Origin of the sequence: Mesorhizobium sp. M1D.F.Ca.ET.231.01.1.1, assembly GCF_003999155.2 — a bacterium.
Classification (GTDB): Bacteria; Pseudomonadota; Alphaproteobacteria; order Rhizobiales; family Rhizobiaceae; genus Mesorhizobium.
The window spans coordinates 337,367-355,204 of record NZ_RZOZ02000004.1 but is presented as its reverse complement, the minus strand read 5'-3'; the positions used below and the strand labels follow the sequence as shown (position 1 = coordinate 355,204).

At 65.5% G+C, this 17,838-nt stretch carries 20 protein-coding genes; 11 read left to right on the top strand and 9 right to left on the bottom strand.

From position 1 onward, the window contains the following. Positions 1-819: an N-formylglutamate amidohydrolase gene (locus EN874_RS14320; protein ID WP_127425311.1), complete on the bottom strand. Its 819-nt coding sequence runs from the start codon at positions 817-819 to the stop codon at positions 1-3. Positions 820-964: 145 nt separating this feature from the next. Between EN874_RS14320 and EN874_RS14315 the strand changes: the two genes are divergently transcribed. Next, entirely contained in the window at positions 965-1,795 is an 831-nt protein-coding gene (locus tag EN874_RS14315; protein ID WP_127425310.1) for a MurR/RpiR family transcriptional regulator, read from the top strand. Between the two features lie 23 nt (positions 1,796-1,818). Here EN874_RS14315 and EN874_RS14310 read toward each other — a convergent pair whose 3' ends face one another. Both EN874_RS14310 and EN874_RS14305 read right to left on the bottom strand, forming a co-directional pair. Continuing rightward, positions 1,819-2,856: a zinc-binding dehydrogenase gene (locus EN874_RS14310; RefSeq protein ID WP_127425309.1), complete on the bottom strand. Its 1,038-nt coding sequence runs from the start codon at positions 2,854-2,856 to the stop codon at positions 1,819-1,821. Positions 2,857-2,861: 5 nt separating this feature from the next. Then, positions 2,862-4,103 (bottom strand): acyl-CoA dehydrogenase family protein, encoded by a 1,242-nt coding sequence (locus tag EN874_RS14305; protein WP_127425308.1) that lies wholly within the window; start codon positions 4,101-4,103, stop codon positions 2,862-2,864. Positions 4,104-4,216: 113 nt separating this feature from the next. On the opposite strand from EN874_RS14305, the gene EN874_RS14300 reads away from it, so the two are divergent. The 6 genes from EN874_RS14300 (at position 4,217) to EN874_RS14275 (ending at position 8,563) form a co-directional block, all read left to right on the top strand. Next, positions 4,217-5,032 (top strand): SDR family oxidoreductase, encoded by an 816-nt coding sequence (locus tag EN874_RS14300; protein ID WP_127425307.1) that lies wholly within the window; start codon positions 4,217-4,219, stop codon positions 5,030-5,032. Between the two features lie 39 nt (positions 5,033-5,071). Continuing rightward, positions 5,072-5,551: a MaoC family dehydratase gene (locus EN874_RS14295; protein WP_127425306.1), complete on the top strand. Its 480-nt coding sequence runs from the start codon at positions 5,072-5,074 to the stop codon at positions 5,549-5,551. Beyond that, positions 5,548-6,585 (top strand): phosphotransferase family protein, encoded by a 1,038-nt coding sequence (locus EN874_RS14290; protein WP_127425305.1) that lies wholly within the window; start codon positions 5,548-5,550, stop codon positions 6,583-6,585. Before EN874_RS14295 ends, EN874_RS14290 begins: the two co-directional genes overlap by 4 nt. A 16-nt stretch (positions 6,586-6,601) precedes the next feature. Then, entirely contained in the window at positions 6,602-7,378 is a 777-nt protein-coding gene (locus tag EN874_RS14285) for an SDR family oxidoreductase (RefSeq protein WP_127425304.1), read from the top strand. A 135-nt stretch (positions 7,379-7,513) separates the two neighbouring features. Then, on the top strand, positions 7,514-8,158 hold the full coding sequence (locus EN874_RS14280) for a TetR/AcrR family transcriptional regulator (protein WP_126087740.1): 645 nt from the start codon (positions 7,514-7,516) through the stop codon (positions 8,156-8,158). 168 nt (positions 8,159-8,326) lie between these two features. Beyond that, positions 8,327-8,563 (top strand): DUF680 domain-containing protein, encoded by a 237-nt coding sequence (locus EN874_RS14275; protein WP_127425303.1) that lies wholly within the window; start codon positions 8,327-8,329, stop codon positions 8,561-8,563. Between the two features lie 191 nt (positions 8,564-8,754). Here the strand turns inward: EN874_RS14275 and EN874_RS14270 are convergent, their stop codons facing one another. From EN874_RS14270 to EN874_RS14245, 6 genes are all read right to left on the bottom strand, one after another. Then, positions 8,755-8,979 (bottom strand): hypothetical protein, encoded by a 225-nt coding sequence (locus EN874_RS14270; protein ID WP_127425302.1) that lies wholly within the window; start codon positions 8,977-8,979, stop codon positions 8,755-8,757. Between the two features lie 189 nt (positions 8,980-9,168). Further along, entirely contained in the window at positions 9,169-9,747 is a 579-nt protein-coding gene (locus tag EN874_RS14265; protein WP_127425301.1) for a sarcosine oxidase subunit gamma, read from the bottom strand. Then, positions 9,740-12,748, bottom strand: coding sequence for a sarcosine oxidase subunit alpha (locus EN874_RS14260; RefSeq protein ID WP_127425300.1), 3,009 nt, complete (start codon positions 12,746-12,748; stop codon positions 9,740-9,742). The genes EN874_RS14265 and EN874_RS14260 overlap by 8 nt, the downstream gene beginning before the upstream one ends. Continuing rightward, positions 12,745-13,041 carry a sarcosine oxidase subunit delta gene (locus tag EN874_RS14255; RefSeq protein ID WP_127425299.1) on the bottom strand — a complete coding sequence of 99 codons (297 nt, stop codon included), beginning with the start codon at positions 13,039-13,041 and terminating at the stop codon, positions 12,745-12,747. Before EN874_RS14255 ends, EN874_RS14260 begins: the two co-directional genes overlap by 4 nt. A gap of 10 nt (positions 13,042-13,051) precedes the next feature. Further along, positions 13,052-13,474 carry a hypothetical protein gene (locus tag EN874_RS14250; protein WP_127425298.1) on the bottom strand — a complete coding sequence of 141 codons (423 nt, stop codon included), beginning with the start codon at positions 13,472-13,474 and terminating at the stop codon, positions 13,052-13,054. Then, complete coding sequence (locus tag EN874_RS14245; protein ID WP_126087733.1) at positions 13,474-14,727, bottom strand: sarcosine oxidase subunit beta; 1,254 nt, start codon at positions 14,725-14,727, stop codon at positions 13,474-13,476. The genes EN874_RS14250 and EN874_RS14245 overlap by 1 nt, the downstream gene beginning before the upstream one ends. A 265-nt stretch (positions 14,728-14,992) precedes the next feature. Between EN874_RS14245 and EN874_RS14240 the strand changes: the two genes are divergently transcribed. The 4 genes from EN874_RS14240 to EN874_RS14225 all read left to right on the top strand — a co-directional run bounded on the left by EN874_RS14240 (position 14,993) and on the right by EN874_RS14225 (position 17,676). Next, on the top strand, positions 14,993-15,751 hold the full coding sequence (locus tag EN874_RS14240; RefSeq protein ID WP_127425297.1) for an SDR family oxidoreductase: 759 nt from the start codon (positions 14,993-14,995) through the stop codon (positions 15,749-15,751). A gap of 110 nt (positions 15,752-15,861) precedes the next feature. Then, positions 15,862-16,248: an SET domain-containing protein-lysine N-methyltransferase gene (locus EN874_RS14235; RefSeq protein WP_126087731.1), complete on the top strand. Its 387-nt coding sequence runs from the start codon at positions 15,862-15,864 to the stop codon at positions 16,246-16,248. A 177-nt stretch (positions 16,249-16,425) separates the two neighbouring features. After that, positions 16,426-16,692 carry a 30S ribosomal protein S21 gene (rpsU, locus tag EN874_RS14230; RefSeq protein ID WP_027165252.1) on the top strand — a complete coding sequence of 89 codons (267 nt, stop codon included), beginning with the start codon at positions 16,426-16,428 and terminating at the stop codon, positions 16,690-16,692. Positions 16,693-16,824: 132 nt separating this feature from the next. After that, positions 16,825-17,676, top strand: coding sequence for a tetratricopeptide repeat protein (locus tag EN874_RS14225; RefSeq protein ID WP_127425296.1), 852 nt, complete (start codon positions 16,825-16,827; stop codon positions 17,674-17,676). Positions 17,677-17,838: the final 162 nt, after the last annotated feature.

Here is a 17,838-nt window from a genome sequence, read left to right as displayed (position 1 = left end):
TTAGCTGGCCGATTGAACTGACTTTCCCATTGCGCGTTGTCGGGAGCCCCTGGCCTCCTCGGGCTCCAGATTCGAAAATATGCCGGTGAGCAGATCCGCCCATTTCCGCTGCCCGGTTTCGCCGGAGATTTCGTCGTTGCGGATCTCGATCATCGCGCAGGCAAGGCCGCGCGAGCGCGCATGCCGTTCCAGCGTGAAATAAACACGGTCGGCCGGCGAATAGGGTTCGTTGACGCCGACGGTGACGCCGGCAAGGCGCTGCAGCGCCGATACCAGCGGTGCCGCCAGCCTGCGGTCGTCGTCGTGGATGATGCCGATATGCCAGGGCCGGCTCTTGCCCTTGTAGACCGGCGTGAAGGAATGCACCGACACCAGCCGCGTCTCCTGGCCGCGCGCCATCCGCTCGTCGATGAGGCGGGCAATGGTGTCGTGGAACGGCCGCCAGGCCAGGTCGATCCGCGCGGCGCGCTGCTTTTCCGAAAGACCGGTGTTGCCCGGGATGGCCGTCGTTTCGCTGACCGGCGGCACGAGGTCGGGCGCATCGAGCGGCCGGTTGCAGTCGATCACCAGCCGCGAGATGCGGGTCTCGACCAGCGTGGCGTCGAGCGCATCGGCCATGCGGCTGGCGACAGGCAGCGCGCCCGGATCCCAGGCGATGTGGCGGGAAAGGTCCTCGACGGGCAGGCCGAGCGTTCCGAACTCGGCGGGCAGGAAATTCGAGGCATGGTCGCAAGTGAGGACGAATGGACTCGAGCCGCCGGGGTTGCTCACCCTCACGGTCTCCGACGGTGCAAGGCTGGCGAGCCGTGCCTTCTCCATACTGCCGTCCCCTGGGGAGCGCTGTATCTTATGTTACGTATTTTGCCTCATTGCGTCCCGGTGAATGATTTCATACACTTTATCCGGCTTTGTCAAACGCGAATTCCGGAAAACGGCGGCGGCGGGTCAACAGGCGGGGGAAAACATGATTTCCAGTATTGCCGAACTGATCTCGGACCGCATCGGCGCCATGCCCGCGGGCGAGCGCCGCGCCGCGCAGACGCTGATTGCCAACTATCCGCTGACCGGGTTGAAGACGGTGGCCGAGTTCTCGACTGCGGCGGGAGTCTCATCGCCGACGATCCTGCGTTTCGTCGCGAGATTGGGCTTCCAGAACTATCCCGAATTCCAGTCGGCGCTACAGGATGAACTGGCAGCGCAACTGCAGTCGCCGGCGTCACGCACGCTCAACCCGGCGTCGCCTGCCGGCGGCGGCGCCGTATCGCCGATGCTGGAGGCGACGCTCGACAACATGCGCGAGACGTTCCGGCACCTCTCCGACAAGCAGCTGGCCGACATCGCCGGAAGGCTTGCCGAGCGGCGCGGCAAGACCTTCCTGATCGGCGGACGCTTCACCGATCCGCTGGCGCGCTACATGGCCGCCCACCTCGCCATCATCCAGCCTGATGTCTACCACCTCGCCGGCCAGGAGAGCATCTGGCGCGACCGGCTGATCGACATGGGCAAGCGCGACGTCCTGGTGATCTTCGACATCAGGCGCTACCAGGAGAGCCTGATCCGCTTTGCCGAGAAGGCGCATGAGCGCGGCGTGCAGATCGTGCTCTTCACCGACCAATGGCTGTCGCCGATCGCCCGCTTCGCCCGCCATGTGATCGCCGGGCGCACCGCCGTGCCTTCGGCCTGGGATTCGTCCGCCGCCCTCTTCGTCGTCGCCGAAACGCTGATCGGCGCGGTCACCAGGCAGCTCGAAGCCGCCGGCGCCAAACGCATCCGCGACCTGGAGAGCCTGCGCTGAGCGGTCGCCAATCCGAGTAGCCGCTACGGCTTGATGAACACTTTCCCGTTCGGCTTGGCCAACTCGGCCGGCAGCCGGGCCATCGCCTCGTCCAGCGGCACCACCGCCGTCACGTCGGTCGACCAGCGCCCGTCGGAAAAGCGCTTCTGCGCTTCCAGCACCGCCGGACCGAGACGGTCGCGGAACTGCCGCATCCATTCGGCCAGCCAGAAGCCTTCGACGCGCTTGTGCTGGAAGATCAGCTGGCCTGGCTCGCGGATGACGGTCGGCTCGGCATCGAGCCGGCCATAGACGATCCAGCGCGAACGCTTCGGCATGGCATTGAAGATGGCGGAAGCCAGCGGGCCGGTGACAGCGTCGAGGAAGACGCGCGGCTGCTCGGCCTTTATCGCCTCGCGCAGCGCCGTCTCGAAATCCGCCGCCTTCTCGTTGAGCACATGGGCGGCGCCAAGTTCCTTCAGCAAAGGAATCTGCTCGTCGCGGCGCACGGTGACGATCGGCCGGAAACCTTCCTCCTTCGCCAGGCCGATGATCAGCTTGCAGAGTTGGCTGGCGCCGGCGGTCATGATGAAGGCCTTATCGCCTTCCTGCTTGACGATGTCGAACATGGCGAGCGCGGTCAGCGGATTGACGATCATCGCCGCGGCGTCCTCGTCGCCCACCGTGTCGAGCAGCGGAATGCAGGACGCAGCCTCGGCGACCGCATATTCTGCCCATGCGCCCCAGTTCGACACACCGGTGGCGAAGGCGACGCGCTTTCCCTCCAGGCTCTTGGCATACGGGTCATTGCCGGTGGCGACGACGATGCCGACGCCTTCGAAGCCGGCCGGCTGGCCTTTCACCCGCGGCTGGCCGTATTGGCCTTTGATGAAAGCGATATCGGACGGGTTGATCGAGGCGAGGTTGACCTTGATCAGGGCCTGGGTCGGGCCGGGTGTCGGCAAGGCGATGCTTCCGGGCTGGAGATAAGGTTCCGTCGCCTCCAGCGCGCCGGCCGAAGGTGTCCTGGTGTAGCCGTCGCCGACGAGCAGCAAGGCCTTCATTTCCGATGGAAGCGCCATGATGGTCAAACCTTTTCCTGGGTGTATTTCCTGAGCTCGGCGCGCGCCACCTGCCGCCGGTGCACCGCGTCCGGTCCATCGGCGAGCCGCAGGGTTCTCAGATGCGTCCACGAACGGGCGAGCGGCGTGTCCTGGCTTATGCCCTGCGCGCCGAACATCTGCACCGCCTCGTCGGTGACCTTGAGCGCGACGCGCGGCGCGACGACCTTGATCTGGCTGATCCACGGGGCTGCGGCGCGCGCATCGCCCTGGTCGATCATCCACGCCGCCTTGAGGCACAGGAGCCGTGCCATCTCGATCTCCATGCGGCACTCGGCGATGATGTCGAAATTGGCGCCGAGCCTGGCCAGCGGCTGGCCGAAGGCCTCGCGCCGCACCGAACGCTGGCACAGCATCTCCAGCGCCATCTCGGCCTGGCCGATGGCGCGCATGCAGTGATGGATGCGGCCCGGCCCCAGCCGCCCTTGCGAAATCTCGAATCCCCTGCCCTCGCCGAGGATCAGGTTCGCCGCCGGCACCCGAACATCCTCGAACCTCAGATGCATATGGCCATGCGGCGCGTCGTCATCGCCATAGACCTGCATGGGTCGCAGCTTGGTGATGCCCTTGCTGTCGGAAGGCACCAGGATCATCGAATGCCGGCGATGCTGCGGCTCCTCTTCAGATCCGGTCCGGACCATGACGATGTAGATGGCGCAGCGCGGGTCGCCGGCGCCCGAAGCCCACCATTTCTCGCCGTTGAGCACGTAATCGTCGCCGCGCCGCTCGCAGCGCATCGAAATGTTTGTGGCGTCCGAGGAGGCGACGTCCGGCTCGGTCATCAGATAGGCAGAGCGGATCTTCCCCTCGAGCAGCGGCTCCAGCCATTCCCGCTTGTGCTCCTCCGAGCCGTGGCGCTCCAGCACCTCCATGTTGCCGGTGTCGGGCGCCGAGCAGTTGAAGGTCTCGGCGCCGAGATGCGCCTTGCCCATCTCCTCCGCCAGATAGGCGTATTCGACCGTCGACAGGCCGTAGCCGCGCTTGGAATCGGTGAGCCAGAAATTCCACAGGCCGCGCTCCCGGGCCGTCTTCTTCAGCCCTTCGAGGATTTCGGTCTGTCTGGCCGTGTAGGCCCAGCGGTCGCCGTTCCTGCCGACCTCGGCCAGAAATTCCTCGCCAAGCGGCGCGATCTCGTCGCGCACCATCGCCGCCACGCGCTGGTGGATCGGCTTCAGCCGCTCGGTCATGCCGAGATTCATGTCCGCCATCGGTTCCGGCCCTTTCGCTTCTTTACCCGTGGCAAGGATGACCGTACTTCGGCTAGCCTTGTCAACGCGAGTCCTTCGGTTCGGCCGGGACGCGCCACGTGGGAGGAATTTGGATGAGCTATCTCGACAGGCTGTTCTCGGTCGCCGACAAGACCGCGCTGGTGACCGGCGCCGCGACCGGCATCGGCCGCATGGTCGCGACCGGATTGGTGCGGGCGGGCGCCACCGTGATGATCGCCTCGCGCAAGGGCGAAGACTGCCTGCGCGTCGCCAGCGAGCTCAACGCGCTGGGCGGCGCCGGGCGGGCCGAAGGGTTTGCCGGCGACGTGTCCAGCGAGGCGGGCATCGCCGCCTTGGTCGCCGAGGTCAAGGTGCGCACCGACCGGCTGCACATCCTGGTCAATAATGCCGGCATTTCCTGGGGCGCGCCGCTGGAGGAGTTTCCCTATCACGCCTGGGCCAAGGTGTTCGGCGTCAACGTCACCGCCGTCTTCCACCTGACCCGCGACCTGCTGCCGCTTCTCGACGCCGCCGCAAGCGACGAGGACCCGGCCCGCGTGATCAATCTTGGCTCGGTGATGGGCACCCAGCCGCTGGCCGACGATGCCTATTCCTACACCGCCTCCAAGGCTGCGGTGCATCACCTGACGCGCACGCTGGCGATCGAATTCGCCGCCCGCCGCATTACCGTCAACGCCTTTGCCCCCGGCCCCTTCCAGAGCCGGATGACGGCCTTTGCCACCGCCACGGAGGAGCAGGCGAAACATGTCGGTAACCATGTTCCGCTCGGCCGTATCGGCGTGGCGGATGACATTGCCGGCGCAACGCTCTATTTGTGCAGCCGTGCCGGAAGCTATGTCACCGGCGCCATCCTGCCGATCGACGGCGGCCAGTCGGTGCAGCACGGGATGACATTGTTCAAGGAATGAAGCGCTCGCTATCCGGGCGGGGGTGCGGAGGACGTCAGCGTGGAACCGATCAGTCTCGATACGCTTCTGGCCAGCGTCGGCAAGGAAGTCGGCGTGTCGCCCTGGCGCACGGTCACCCAGCGCATGATCGACCAGTTCGCCGACGCCACCGACGACCACCAGTTCATCCATTGCGATCCGGAGCGCGCCGCGCGCGAGACGCCGTTCGGCGGCACCATCGCGCATGGCTTCCTGTCGCTGTCGCTGCTGTCGGCCATGACCTTCGAGACCATGCCGCCGATCGAAAACGCCAAGATGGGCGTCAACCATGGTTTCGACACACTGCGCTTCCTGGCGCCGGTCAAGACCGGTTCGCGCATCCGCACCCACTTCGTGCTGGCCGACGTCAAGGTGCGGCCGTCCGGATGGGTGCAGACGGCGCATGACGTCACCATCGAGATCGAAGGATCGAAGAAGCCGGCGCTGACGGCGCGCTGGCTGACGCTGACGCTGATCGAGCGTCAGCCTGAGACCGCATGAGCGGCGACGCCAACGCGCTAAACCAGGGAGCGCTTGCGCCCTACCTCGAGGCGCATATCCCGGGCTTTGCCGGGCTTTCCGCGATCGAAAAGTTCAAGTCCGGACAGTCGAACCCGACCTATCTGCTCACCGCCGCGAGCGGCCGCTACGTGCTGCGCGCCAAGCCGCCGGGGCAGCTGCTGAAATCGGCGCACCAGGTCGACCGTGAATTCCGGGTCATGCAGGCGCTTGGCCCGACCGCCGTGCCGGTGCCGCGCATGCTGCATCTGTCCGGTGAGGGCTCCCCGATCGGCCGCATGTTCTATGTCATGGAGTTCCTCGACGGCCGCATCTTCTGGGATCCCTCATTGCCGGACGCATCCGGCAATGATGAGCGTGCCGCTATCTACGACGCCATGAATGCGACGCTTGCCGCCCTGCACGACGTCGATGTCGAGGCCGTGGGCCTAAGCGATTTCGGCAAGCCCGGCAGCTATTTCGAGCGCCAGTTCGCCCGCTGGACCAGCCAGTATCGCGCTTCCGAGACCGAAGAGATCGCCGACATGGACCGGCTGATCGCCTGGCTGGAGACCCACATGCCGGCCGATGACGGCCGCGTCTCCCTGGTGCATGGCGACTACCGGCTGGACAACATGATCTTGGCCAAGGACGAGCCGAAGGTCATCGCCGTGCTCGACTGGGAGCTGTCGACGCTCGGCCATCCCTTCGCCGACCTCGCCTATCAATGCATGCAGTGGCGCCTGCCTAACGCGTCCGGCTTTCGCGGCCTTGACGGCGTCGACCGCGCCACTCTCGGCCTACCTTCCGAGGCCGCCTATGTCGCCGCCTACTGCCGCCGGCGCTGCATCGACGGCATCGGCAACTGGACCTTCTTCCTTGCCTTCTCCTTCTTCCGGCTGGCGGCAATCTGCCAGGGCGTCTACCGCCGCGCGCTGGACGGCAATGCCTCCAATCCGGAGAAGGCCAAGACCTATGGCGAGGCGGTGAAGCTGCTCGCCGCGCTTGCGGTGGAGTTGATCGACAGTAAGGGTTGAGCAAGGAGGGCTGCCCATGGGTCGTTTCGATGGAGCAACGGTGCTGATTACCGGTGCGACCGGCGGCCTCGGCAGCGCCGCGGCCAAAGCCTTCGCCGCCGAGGGCGCGCGGCTGGTCCTTTCCGATCTCGACGAAGCGGCGCTCGGCGATTTCGCGGCTACGCTTGGCGCCAAGACCGCGCTGCTTGCCGGCAACATCGCCGACGAGAAGCTATCCGAGGATCTGGTGAAGCTGGCGGTGCAGGAATTCGGCCGACTGGACATTGCCGTCAACAATGCCGGCATCGTGCACGCTTTCGTGCGCCTGCCGCAGGTGACCTCGCAGGAAGCGCGCCGGGTGCTCGAGGTCGACCTGCTCGGCGTCTTCTACGCCATGAAGCACCAGATCCCGCAGATGGAGCGCCAGTTCAAGGAAAGCGGCAAGGGCGGCGCCATCGTCAACATCGCCTCGGTCGCCGGTCTCTCCGGCGCGCCGAAGCTGTCGGTCTACGCCGCCGCCAAGCATGGCGTGATGGGACTGACACGGTCGGCTGCGGTCGAATACGCCCGCAAGGGGATACGCATTAACGCGGTCTGCCCGGCGCACACCAGGACGGCAATGGTCGACGGCTTCGTGCGTTCCACCGGCGCGCCGGAGGCGGAAGCGCTTGCCGATATCACCCGCGGCGTGCCGATGAAGCGCGTCGGCGAAGTGGACGAGATCGTGACCGGCATCCTCTATCTCGCCGACCCCGCCAATTCCTTCATGACCGGCCACGCGCTGGCGCTTGACGGCGGCATCGGCGCGATCTGATTTCGGAAAAGCGGTCCGGAATTGCGTCGGAACAATGCGTTGGGGCGTACCTTGGGGAACCAGGCCGCTCCCTTGTCCGTTCCCGTACAGCGTATATAACTTCGTCAGGCAACCAATCAAAAAGGCAGGCGGACATTGCCGCTGAGCGTTCAGAAACGCCGCGAGAAGCAGAAAGCCGAGCTTCGCTCCGAACTGGTCGACGCGGCCCACAAGCTCGTCCAGGAAGAAGGCTACGAGGGCCTCACCATCCGCAAGCTGGCCAAGCGGGTCGGCTACGCGCCGATGTCGGTCTATTCCTATTTCGCCGACAAGCAGGACATCCTGTTCGCGCTGGCCGAGGACGCCTTCGAGACGCTTGCCCGTCGCATCGAGGAGCATTCCTCCGATGACCCGATCGAGGCGCTGCGGGCGGTGATGACCGAATACGCAGCCTTCGGGCTCGGCAATCCCAATGAGTACCGCACCGTCTTCATGACCGAGAAGACCAAGCTGCCGGAAGGCCGCAGCTACGAGGACATGGAAGAGGGCAACCCGGCGATGAAGGTGCTGATCACAAGGGTCGAGGCCTGCGTCGCCGCCGGCAAGCTCAAGGGCGACCCCCGCGCCATCGCCACCATGCTGTGGACCGTCGGCCACGGTACGATCTCGCTGCTGATCACCTTTCCCTTCTATCCGTTCGGCGATCCCCAGGCCTATGTGAAGCGGATGTGCGACTTCATGCTGGCCTCGTTGTCGGCACAGGACATACCCCCGCTCACCGAAACGCCCGTCAACTGCTGATCGGCCATCTTTGACCGTTTTGCCATCCGATCGCTTGATCCGCGGCGGCGAATTCCTACGTTCAAGAAAATTTGTCGTACGCGTACAAATTCCCCCTTGAATTCATCTTCTGTTAACCGTATATGTACGGCGTATCGTACATGTACGAAAACCGACTGGAGACGGAAGATGAAACGGACAATCCTCGCTCTCGCTGCCGTGCTGGCCTTCTCGGGCGCCGCTTTCGCTGGCGCGAACCAGCCGGCCAAGCAAATCCCTGCGGCCTGCGCCCAGACGCACACCAACGTGACACTCGACTGCACCGCGACCGGCTCGGTCGACAAGGCCGACGCCGTCAGGACCCAGACGACCAAGGCCCCGCGGCTGGGCATGGACGTGAACCCGTGGTTCGTGCCCGGCCTCTAGTGCGATTCACCGTTTCACGGAAACGGCGAAACGCCCTATCTTCTTGTTTTTACGCAATTCCGGACGGAAAACCGCTCACACTTTTTTGTGGAATTGGCCTAGGCGACGCTAAAAACGGAAACGAAAACGGGCGGCATTGGCCGCCCGTTTTCGTTTGTACCGGCGCTCCCGAACGCCGGAAGCGAACGGTACTATTTCTTGCGCTGTTTCTTTTGCGGCGCCCTGTTGGCTTTGGCCGGCTTCGCAGGCGCGCCCGTAATCGAAGTGCTGGTAACCGAAACCGGATCGCTGGCCGGGAATGTGTCCTCGAGGCCTTCCTCGAGTTCCTCATCCTCGATGTCGTGATGCCGCTCCCGCTCCAGCGAACGGACGGCCGCGGTCTTCTTGGGCGACTTCGGCGCGGATTTGGACAGCATCGGCTTCTCCCTCGCTAGAGCAATTCCGGGAAAAGTGTGAAACGGTTTTCGTCCGGAATTGCGTGAAAACAAAGAGATAGAGCGGTCCGGCGTTTCCATGAAACAGTTAACCGTTCTAGTCGCAAACAACGGCGATGGATCGGCGATGGTTCCTGCGACGCCGCCTCCGGTTAACGGCGGGCGGGAAAATCAGTTCGCCGCGTCGCCTGCCGCTTCCGACAGCAAAGTAAAGACATAGTCCGAGAAGGAACGCCAGCACTCCACCCGGAACGCATCCGCCGCGGTGCGCAGCAGCACGATCTCGGACTTGCCGAGAATGGTGCGCGACGCCGCCCCGACCGGGAATGCTTCGAGCGACAGGTCTTGCGGGCAGCCGGAATTGACCGTCACGGCGGCCGCCGGCCCGGTGACCGAGATGGCGACGTTGCGATGCGAGATGCCGACCGCCGAATGCAGCGCCGAGACCTTCGCGCAATCGGCCAGCGGGTCGTTGCCGGCCTCGTCGATGACCAGCCACTCGTCCGGTCCGAGCCACAAGGCGGTGCGTCCGCCCTTCGCGGCCGAGCTCTTCGGCTTCGCCGGCAGCGTCACGCCGAGCGCCTTGGAGAGCGCGGCGAGCGAAGCCTCCGGCGCGCGCAGCGAGATGCGTTCGGCCGGCGGCAGGATCTCGACCTTGACGTCCGGTGCCGACAGCGCGCGGCCGGCAAGCGCAGGACGCCGCTCGGCCGAGGTTTCGGCGGCTTTTGTCGTAGCGGCAGCCTTAGCCATTGAGGCGTTCTCCCTTCTCGTCGACGAACACCATGCCGGTGACCTCCACCTCGATCGTGCCGTTCGGCATCGGCACGTAGAGCGTCTTGCCCATCTTGTCGCGGCCGCCGGCGACCAGCGCCAGCGCGATCGAGCGCCCGCAGTTCTCCGACCAGTAGCTTGAGGTGACGTGGCCGATCATCTTCATCGGGATCGCCTGTTTCGGATCCTCGACGATCTGCGCGCCCTCTTCCAGCACCGCCTTCGGGTCCTTCGTCTTCAAGCCGACGAGCTGCTTGCGGCCCTTGGCGACGAGGTCCGCACGCGCCATGCCGCGGATGCCGACGAAGTCGGTCTTCTTCTTGCCGACCGCCCAGTCGAGCCCGGCATCGTTCGGCGTCACCGTGCCGTCGGTGTCCTGGCTGACGATGATGTAGCCCTTCTCGGCGCGCAGCACGTGCATCGTTTCGGTGCCGTAGGCGGTCGCGCCATGCTTCTGGCCTTCGGCCCACAGCGCCTCCCAGACGGCCTCGCCGTAGTCGGCCGGCACGTTGACCTCGAAGCCGCGCTCGCCGGTGAAGGACATGCGGAAGAGCCTGGTCGGCACGCCGCAGATCTTGCCCTCGCGCACCGACATATGCGGCAGCGCTTCGTCCGACATGTCGATGCCTTCGACCAAGGGTTCGATAATTTTCCGCGCGCTCGGCCCCTGCACCGCGATCACCGCCCATTGCTCGGTGATCGAGGTCAGCCAGACGTTGAGATGCGGGAATTCGGTCTGGAGGTAGTCCTCCATATGGTGCATGACGCGCGGCGCGCCGCCGGTGGTCGTCGTCACATGGAAGCGGTCCGGCGCCAGCCGGCCGACGACGCCGTCGTCATAGATGAAGCCGTCCTCGCGCAGCATGATGCCGTAGCGGCAGCGGCCGGGCTCCAGCTTCTCCCACGGGTTGGTGTAGAGCAGCTCCATGAACTTCGCCGCGTCCGGCCCGACCACCTCGATCTTGCCGAGCGTCGAAGCGTCGAACAGGCCGGCCGACTTGCGAACCGTCACGCATTCGCGGTTGACGGCGGCGTGCATGTCCTCGCCGGCCTTGGGGAAATACCAGGCGCGCTTCCACTGGCCGACATCCTCGAACACGGCACCGTGCGCCGCGGCCCAGCCATGGGTGGACGTCCGCCGGGTCGGATCGAACAAGGCGCCGCGCGCGTGCCCGACGATCGAGCCGAAGGTGACCGGCGTATAGGGCGCGCGGAACGTGGTGAGACCGACCTGCGGGATCGGCTTGCCGAGCGTCTCGGCCGCGATCGCCAGGCCGTGCATGTTCGAGGTCTTACCCTGGTCGGTCGCCATGCCGTTGGTGGTGAAGCGCTTGACGTGCTCGATCGAATGCATGCCCTCATGCACCGCCTGGCGGATGTCCTTGGCGGTGACGTCGTTCTGGAAATCGACGAAGGCCTTGACCGTCGTGTCCGGACCGGCGCCGGGCGCCGCGCCCAGCATGCCGCGCGACCAGCTCTCGCCGGCATCGACCTTCGGCTTGGCGCCCTTGCCGGCCTTGACGCTGGAATCCTTGCCGCCGGCCTCCTTCGCCGCCTTGGCGCCCGCCGCATAGGCCTCGTCGACCGTCGCGTCGAGCCCGTCGGTTCCGTTGCAGGCGCCGACCGAGACGCAGTCCTGCGCATAGGTTCCCGGCACGAAGCGCCGCGTTTCCTCGTTGAAGGCGACCTTGCCGCGCGACTGCGAGAAAAGATGCACCGACGGCGTCCAGCCGGCCGACATCAGGATTGCGTCGACGGGAATGGTGCGCTCGCCGCCACCGATCTTCGGCTGCACGGTCATCGAGGAGACGCGCAGCTTGCCGCCGGCGCGAACCACCGCGCGGCCGAAATTGATCTCGATGCCGAGCGCTCTCGCCTCGTCGATCACCGGCCCCGACGGGTTGTCGCGCAGGTCGACGATGGCCGCGACATTGACGCCCGCCTTCTTCAGGTCGATCGCGGCCGCGTAAGCCGAGTCGTTCGCCGTATAGACGCCGACATTCCTGCCGACCGCGACGCCATAGTGGTTGAGATAGGTGCGCGCCGCCGAGGCGAGCATGATGCCCGGCCGGTCGTTGTCGGCGAACACCATGTGGCGCTCGATGGCGCCGGTCGCCAGCACGACGCGCCCGGCGCGGACCTGCCACAGGCGCTCGCGCGCCAGCTCGCGGCCAGGGGATCTGAGATGATCGCTGACCCGCTCGACCAGCCCGACGAAGTTCTGCGCGTAGTACCCGAAAGCAGTGGTGCGCGGCAGCACCCGGACATTGTCCATCGCCTTGAGCCTCGCGACCGCAGCCTGGGCCCAGGCAAAACCGTTCTCGCCGTCGATTCTGGCGCCGCTTTCGAAGCGCAGGCTGCCGCCGAACTCCGCCTGCTCGTCGGCGAGGATCACCCTGACACCGGTTTCGGCGGCGGCAAGCGCTGAGGCAATGCCGGCGACACCGCCGCCCAGCACCAGCACCTCGCAATGCGCGTAACGCGCGGCATAGTGGTCGGGGTCCGGCCGGTCCGGCGAAACGCCAAGGCCGGCCGCCGCGCGGATCTTCGGCTCGTAGAGATTCTTCCAGGCCGACTTCGGCCACATGAAGGTCTTGTAGTAGAAGCCGGCCGAAAATAGCGGCGAGGCGATGTCGTTGACCGCGCCGACGTCGAAGGCGAGCGAGGGCCAGCGGTTTTGCGAATGCGCCGTCAGCCCGTCGTAGAGCTCCTGCACGGTCGCCCGCACATTCGGCGTCTTGCGCGCGTCGTCGCGCACGATCTGCACCAGCGCGTTGGGCTCTTCCGCGCCGGCCGACAGGAAACCGCGCGGCCGGTGATACTTGAAGGACCGGCCGACCAGATGCACGCCGTTGGCGAGCAACGCCGAGGCGAGCGTGTCGCCCTCGATGCCGGCATAGGACTTGTCGTCGAAGCTGAACGACGCGGTCTTCGCCTGGCTGAGGCGCCCGGCGCCGGGAATGCGGAAGGCGGCGTTCATTTCGAGGCTCCAGGCAGCTTCGCGGGCTTCGGCTCGCCGGCCTTGTAGGTCATGACGAACCTGTCGGTGACGGTGTCGCGCACGGCGTTGAAAAAGCGCGCGCAACCATGGATGTGCCGCCAGCGCTCATAGATGACGCCCTTCGGGTTCGAGCGGATGAAGAAGAATTTCTCGAAATCGTCGTCGCTCTCGCCGGCGATGTTGGTCGAGCGCGCGATATGCGCCTCGCCGGCATTGCGGAACTCGAGTTCCGGGCGCTCTTCCTCGCAATAGGGGCAGCGGATGAGAAGCATCTGGTTGATCCTACAATTCGCCATGGCCGACACGGGCGCCGGCCGGTTGATCGCAAAGCCTTTGGCCGAGCGCCGCGAAGGGCGTCACGAGCCGCATGCGTTCCTCGACATTGGCCGAGGGTTTGAACAATGCGCGGTTCGCCATGTTGCCGAGCGTGAGCTGCATCGGGTCGGTGGTGACGATGACGCCGCGCGGATGAAAGGGCTCGCCCTCTGGCAGGCTCTTCGGCCGGCTCTCGAAGAACATCACCACCTTGCGGCCGCCGCTCCAGACGCAGGTGAGCGTGCCGTCATCGACCGAGAACGGCCAATCCGCCTCGTGATCGGCCCGGCTGATCGCCTGGAGCCGCACCTCGCGGGGCGAGGGTATGTGAAAAAGCCCCTGCTCGCCGGCAAGCACCAGCGGCATGGCGACAGCCATCTCGGCCATCATCAGTGCGCCACCGCCGCCGCCGCCGCCTCGTCGATGAGACGTCCGGTGCGGAAGCGCTCGAGCGTGAAGGGCGCGTTGATCGGGTGCGGATCGTCCCTGGCGATGGTGTGGGCAAAGACGTTGCCCGAGCCGGGCGTCGCCTTGAAGCCGCCCGTGCCCCAGCCGCAATTGACATAGAGGCCCTTGACTGGCGTCTTCGCCAGGATCGGCGAGCGGTCGGGCGTCACGTCGACGATGCCGCCCCAGGAGCGCAGCATCTTCATGCGCGTGAAGATCGGGAACATCTCGCAGATGGCATCGAGCGTGTGCTGCAATATGTGCAGGCCGCCGGTCTGTGAATAGGAGATATACTGGTCGGTGCCGGCGCCGATGACCAGCTCGCCCTTGTCAGACTGCGAGATATAGGCGTGCACCGTGTTCGACATGATCACGCAAGGCACCACCGGCTTGACCGGCTCCGACACCAGCGCCTGCAGCGGATAGCTTTCGAGCGGCATGCGCACCCCGGCCATGTCCATGATCACCGACGAATGACCGGCTGCAACCACGCCGACCTTTTTGGCGCCGATGAAGCCGCGCGTCGTCTCGACGCCGGCGATCGCGCCGTTGGCCGCGCGCTTGATGCCGGTGACCTCGCAATTCTGGATGATGTGCACGCCGCGCGCCGAGGCGCCGCGCGCATAGCCCCAGGCGACCGCGTCGTGGCGCGCCGTGCCTCCGCGCCGCTGCAAGGCCGCGCCCATCACCGGATAGCGCGCCTCCCTGGCGATGTTGAGCGGCGGACAGAATTCCTTCGCCTGTTCCGGCGTCAGCCATTCATTGTCGATGCCGTTGAGCCGGTTGGCGTGGATGTGGCGCTTGAACACCTGGACGTCGTGAACATTGTGCGCGAGCATCATGACGCCGCGCGCCGAATACATGACGTTGTAGTTGAGCTCCTGGCTGAGCCCGTCCCACAGCTTCAGCGCATGGTCGTAGATGCCGGCGCTCTCGTCATAGAGATAGTTGGAGCGGATGATGGTGGTGTTGCGGCCGGTGTTGCCGCCGCCGAGCCAGCCTTTCTCCAGCACCGCGACATTGGTGATGCCGTGCTCGGTCGCCAGATAGTAGGCGGTGGCCAGGCCATGGCCGCCGGCGCCGACGATGATGACGTCGTATTCCTTCTTCGGCTCGGGCGAGGTCCACTGCTCTTCCCAGCCCTTGTGGCCGCGCATCGCCTCGCGGGCAATGGCGAATACCGAGTATTTCTTCACGTTGTAGCCTCGCGCCAAAAATCGCGGATTTGCGGCCGGGCATCCCCGCCTCGGCGCGCGAGGAGTATCACTAGCGAAACTGCGCCGCCATCCTTGCGCTGTTTGCGACGGCGCTTGCCGTTTTGCGCCGTGGCGGCATGGCGCGCCTGCCTGACATCGCGCAAGCCGATCGGCAAGGCAGCTTTCGGGTGGCTGCCGAAATGCCGATTTGCGACCAAGCATCCGACCGCCGGCAAGCCCGGCACAGAGGAAGGATAATAGAGTTATGTTCGCACTCACCGACAAGGTCGCCATCGTCACCGGCGCCAGCTCCGGCATTGGCCACGCCACCGCCAGGCTTTTCGCCGAGCAGGGCGCCAGCCTCGTCGTCGCGGCGCGTCGCCAGGCTGAGCTCGACGCGCTCGTCGGCGAAATCCAAGAGGCCGGCGGCACGGCGGCAGCGCTTGCCGGCGACGTCAGGGACGAAGCCCATGCGAAGGTCCTGGTCGAGCTCGCCGTCGAGAGGTTCGGCGGCCTCGACATCGCCTTCAACAATGCCGGCGCCGTCGGCCTGATGGCGCCGATTCCCGAGATGGCGCCGGCGAGCTGGAAGGAGACGATGGACACCAACCTGACCAGCGCCTACCTCGCCGCCCGTCACCAGATACCGGCAATGCTTAAGCGCGGCGGCGGCTCGCTGATCTTCACCTCGAGCTTCGTCGGCTACACCGCCGGCATGCCGGGCATGGCGGCCTATGCCGCGGCCAAGGCGGGCCTGATCGGGCTGACGCAGGTGCTGGCGGCCGAGTACGGTCCGAAGGGACTGCGCGTCAACGCGCTGCTGCCCGGTGGCACCGACACGCCTGGCGCCACGACCACCACGCCAGAGGCCCGCGCCTTCGTCGAGGGCATCCACGCGCTGAAGCGCATGGCCCGGCCGGAAGAAATCGCCCGCTCGGCGCTCTATCTTGCCTCCGACGCCTCGAGCTTCACGACCGGCACGGCGCTGTTTGCCGATGGTGGCGTCTCGATCAACCGGACGTGATCCGTCTCGCAAACGGGAAACACGCTAATCCGGTGAAATCTTTCGCCACGACCTTGCTTTCGGGTTCGATTTGACGATTTTGGTTTTCCCGTCGAACACGGACGGGAACCATGCTGCTGATCAGAACCTATGTCGCCCAGAGCGCCATCGAAGGCGTCGGCGTTTTCGCCGCCGAGCCGATCAGGAAGGGCGCCTCGATCTGGCGGCTCGACCCCGATTTCGACCGGCTGATCCCGACGGAGAAATACGAGGCGGCGCCGCCCCATCTGCGCGAACTGCTCGACCGCTACGCCTATCCGAGCCCGGACAAGCCCGGTTTCATGGTCTATGAGGTCGACAATGGCCGCTTCATGAACCATTCCGAGCGGCCGAACACGGATTTTTCGCAGTATGGCGGCGCCACGGCCATCCGTGATATCGCCGCCGGCGAGGAAATCACCTGCGACTATGGCGAATTCTTTGAGGATTTCGCCCGCCTGCATCTGGCGACGGCTTAAGCCCGAGCAGGCGAGACCCAGCGATCCGGCTTCCGATCGCGGTTTCCTGCAATCAACGGTGGACAGGACGGCTTGATTCTGCTATCAGCCGCCACAATTCGCGGTGCAACCCGCCGCGGAGGCATAACGGCTATGGTCGTTAGCCTGTTGATTTCAAACCCGAAGACAGGATTGCACGTGCAGGTACTCGTCCGCGACAACAACGTTGATCAGGCGCTTCGCGCGCTGAAGAAGAAGATGCAGCGCGAAGGTATCTTCCGCGAAATGAAGATGCGCGGTCACTACGAGAAGCCGTCCGAGAAGCGCGCCCGCGAGAAGGCGGAAGCCGTGCGCCGCGCCCGCAAGCTGGCCCGCAAGCGCGCTCAGCGCGAAGGCCTGCTGCCGATGACCCCGCGCCCGGCTCCGGCTGGTGCTGCCGGCGCATCGCGCTCGCCGCGCTCATAACGCCAATTTTTCGTCCTTTTCGAAGGATACCGAGGGTGGCGCGATGCGGAATCGCCGCCACCCTTTTGTTTATGCATTCGAGCCGGTTCGGAGAGGGAACGGACTGACGGCGCCCCGGCAGTGAGGACAAAGATGAACGCAATTTCCGTGGAGCGCAGAACCGCTTTTCGCGGCTTCGCCCTGACGGCGGCCCTGCTTTCGGGCCTGGCTCTTGCAGCATGCCAGACGACCCCGACGGGTGAGTTCAACAACATCGACAAGGCGCAGGGCTCAAGCGAGAACATCTCCTCTCTGTCGGCGGTGATCCAGCGCAACCCGCAGGATCCCGAGGGCTACAATGTGCGCGGTTCGGCCTATGGCCGCGGCGGCCAGTACCAGGCCGCGCTGAAGGACTTCGATACCGCCATCCAGCTCAACCCGAGCTTCTACCAGGCCTATTCGAACCGCGCGCTCATCCAGCGCTTCCTCGGCAACCAGGAAGCAGCCCTCGCCGACTACAACAAGTCGATCCAGATCAACGCCAATTACGATGCCGCCTATATCGGCCGCGGCAATCTCTATCGCAAGGCGGGCCGCACCCAGGATGCCTTCAACGATTTCCAGAAGGCGATCCAGCTCGACACCACCGACGCCCGCGCCTACCACAACCGCGGCCTGATCTATCAGAGCCAGGGGCAGCATAAGTTCGCCATCGAGGATTTCTCGACCGCGATCTCGCTCGCGCCGGACGCCGCAGAGCCCTACAACGGCCGCGGCCTCTCCTACCTGGCGACGGGCGACGAGGACAACGCCTTCAGCGATTTCAACATGGCCATCAAGCTCGACGGCAAGAATGCCGAGGCCTGGGCCAACCAGGCGCTGATCTACGAGCGGCGCGGCGACAAGGCAAGGGCCGCCAAGTCCTACCGCGAAGCGATCCACCTCGACCCGAACTACCAGCCGGCCAAGGACGGCCTGTCGCGCACCGGCGGCAACGCCGGCTGACGGGATGCCGGCGCCAGCCAGCGCAGGTCGCCCGAACGCCTGAAGCCGTTTAATGTGAGCGCTCCGGGTGCCGCACGCCTGCTCGTCGCCGGCGATGGTGGCAGTGTTGCGGTATTGAGACACCGATAGCGATCCGTTAACCGCCAACGGCAATGCGCCAAG

Bases quoted from the DNA above. Each gene is read 5' to 3' on its own strand.
- EN874_RS14320 (WP_127425311.1), bottom strand. From the start codon at position 819: ATGGAGAAGGCACGGCTCGCCAGCCTTGCACCGTCGGAGACCGTGAGG.
- EN874_RS14235 (WP_126087731.1), top strand. From the start codon at position 15,862: ATGCTGCTGATCAGAACCTATGTCGCCCAGAGCGCCATCGAAGGCGTC.
- EN874_RS14240 (WP_127425297.1), top strand. From the start codon at position 14,993: ATGTTCGCACTCACCGACAAGGTCGCCATCGTCACCGGCGCCAGCTCC.
- EN874_RS14225 (WP_127425296.1), top strand. From the start codon at position 16,825: ATGAACGCAATTTCCGTGGAGCGCAGAACCGCTTTTCGCGGCTTCGCC.
- EN874_RS14300 (WP_127425307.1), top strand. From the start codon at position 4,217: ATGAGCTATCTCGACAGGCTGTTCTCGGTCGCCGACAAGACCGCGCTG.
- EN874_RS14310 (WP_127425309.1), bottom strand. From the start codon at position 2,856: ATGGCGCTTCCATCGGAAATGAAGGCCTTGCTGCTCGTCGGCGACGGC.
- EN874_RS14265 (WP_127425301.1), bottom strand. From the start codon at position 9,747: ATGGCTAAGGCTGCCGCTACGACAAAAGCCGCCGAAACCTCGGCCGAG.
- EN874_RS14275 (WP_127425303.1), top strand. From the start codon at position 8,327: ATGAAACGGACAATCCTCGCTCTCGCTGCCGTGCTGGCCTTCTCGGGC.
- EN874_RS14255 (WP_127425299.1), bottom strand. From the start codon at position 13,041: ATGCTTCTCATCCGCTGCCCCTATTGCGAGGAAGAGCGCCCGGAACTC.
- EN874_RS14315 (WP_127425310.1), top strand. From the start codon at position 965: ATGATTTCCAGTATTGCCGAACTGATCTCGGACCGCATCGGCGCCATG.
- EN874_RS14250 (WP_127425298.1), bottom strand. From the start codon at position 13,474: ATGATGGCCGAGATGGCTGTCGCCATGCCGCTGGTGCTTGCCGGCGAG.
- EN874_RS14285 (WP_127425304.1), top strand. From the start codon at position 6,602: ATGGGTCGTTTCGATGGAGCAACGGTGCTGATTACCGGTGCGACCGGC.
- EN874_RS14305 (WP_127425308.1), bottom strand. From the start codon at position 4,103: ATGGCGGACATGAATCTCGGCATGACCGAGCGGCTGAAGCCGATCCAC.
- EN874_RS14260 (WP_127425300.1), bottom strand. From the start codon at position 12,748: ATGAACGCCGCCTTCCGCATTCCCGGCGCCGGGCGCCTCAGCCAGGCG.
- EN874_RS14290 (WP_127425305.1), top strand. From the start codon at position 5,548: ATGAGCGGCGACGCCAACGCGCTAAACCAGGGAGCGCTTGCGCCCTAC.
- EN874_RS14270 (WP_127425302.1), bottom strand. From the start codon at position 8,979: ATGCTGTCCAAATCCGCGCCGAAGTCGCCCAAGAAGACCGCGGCCGTC.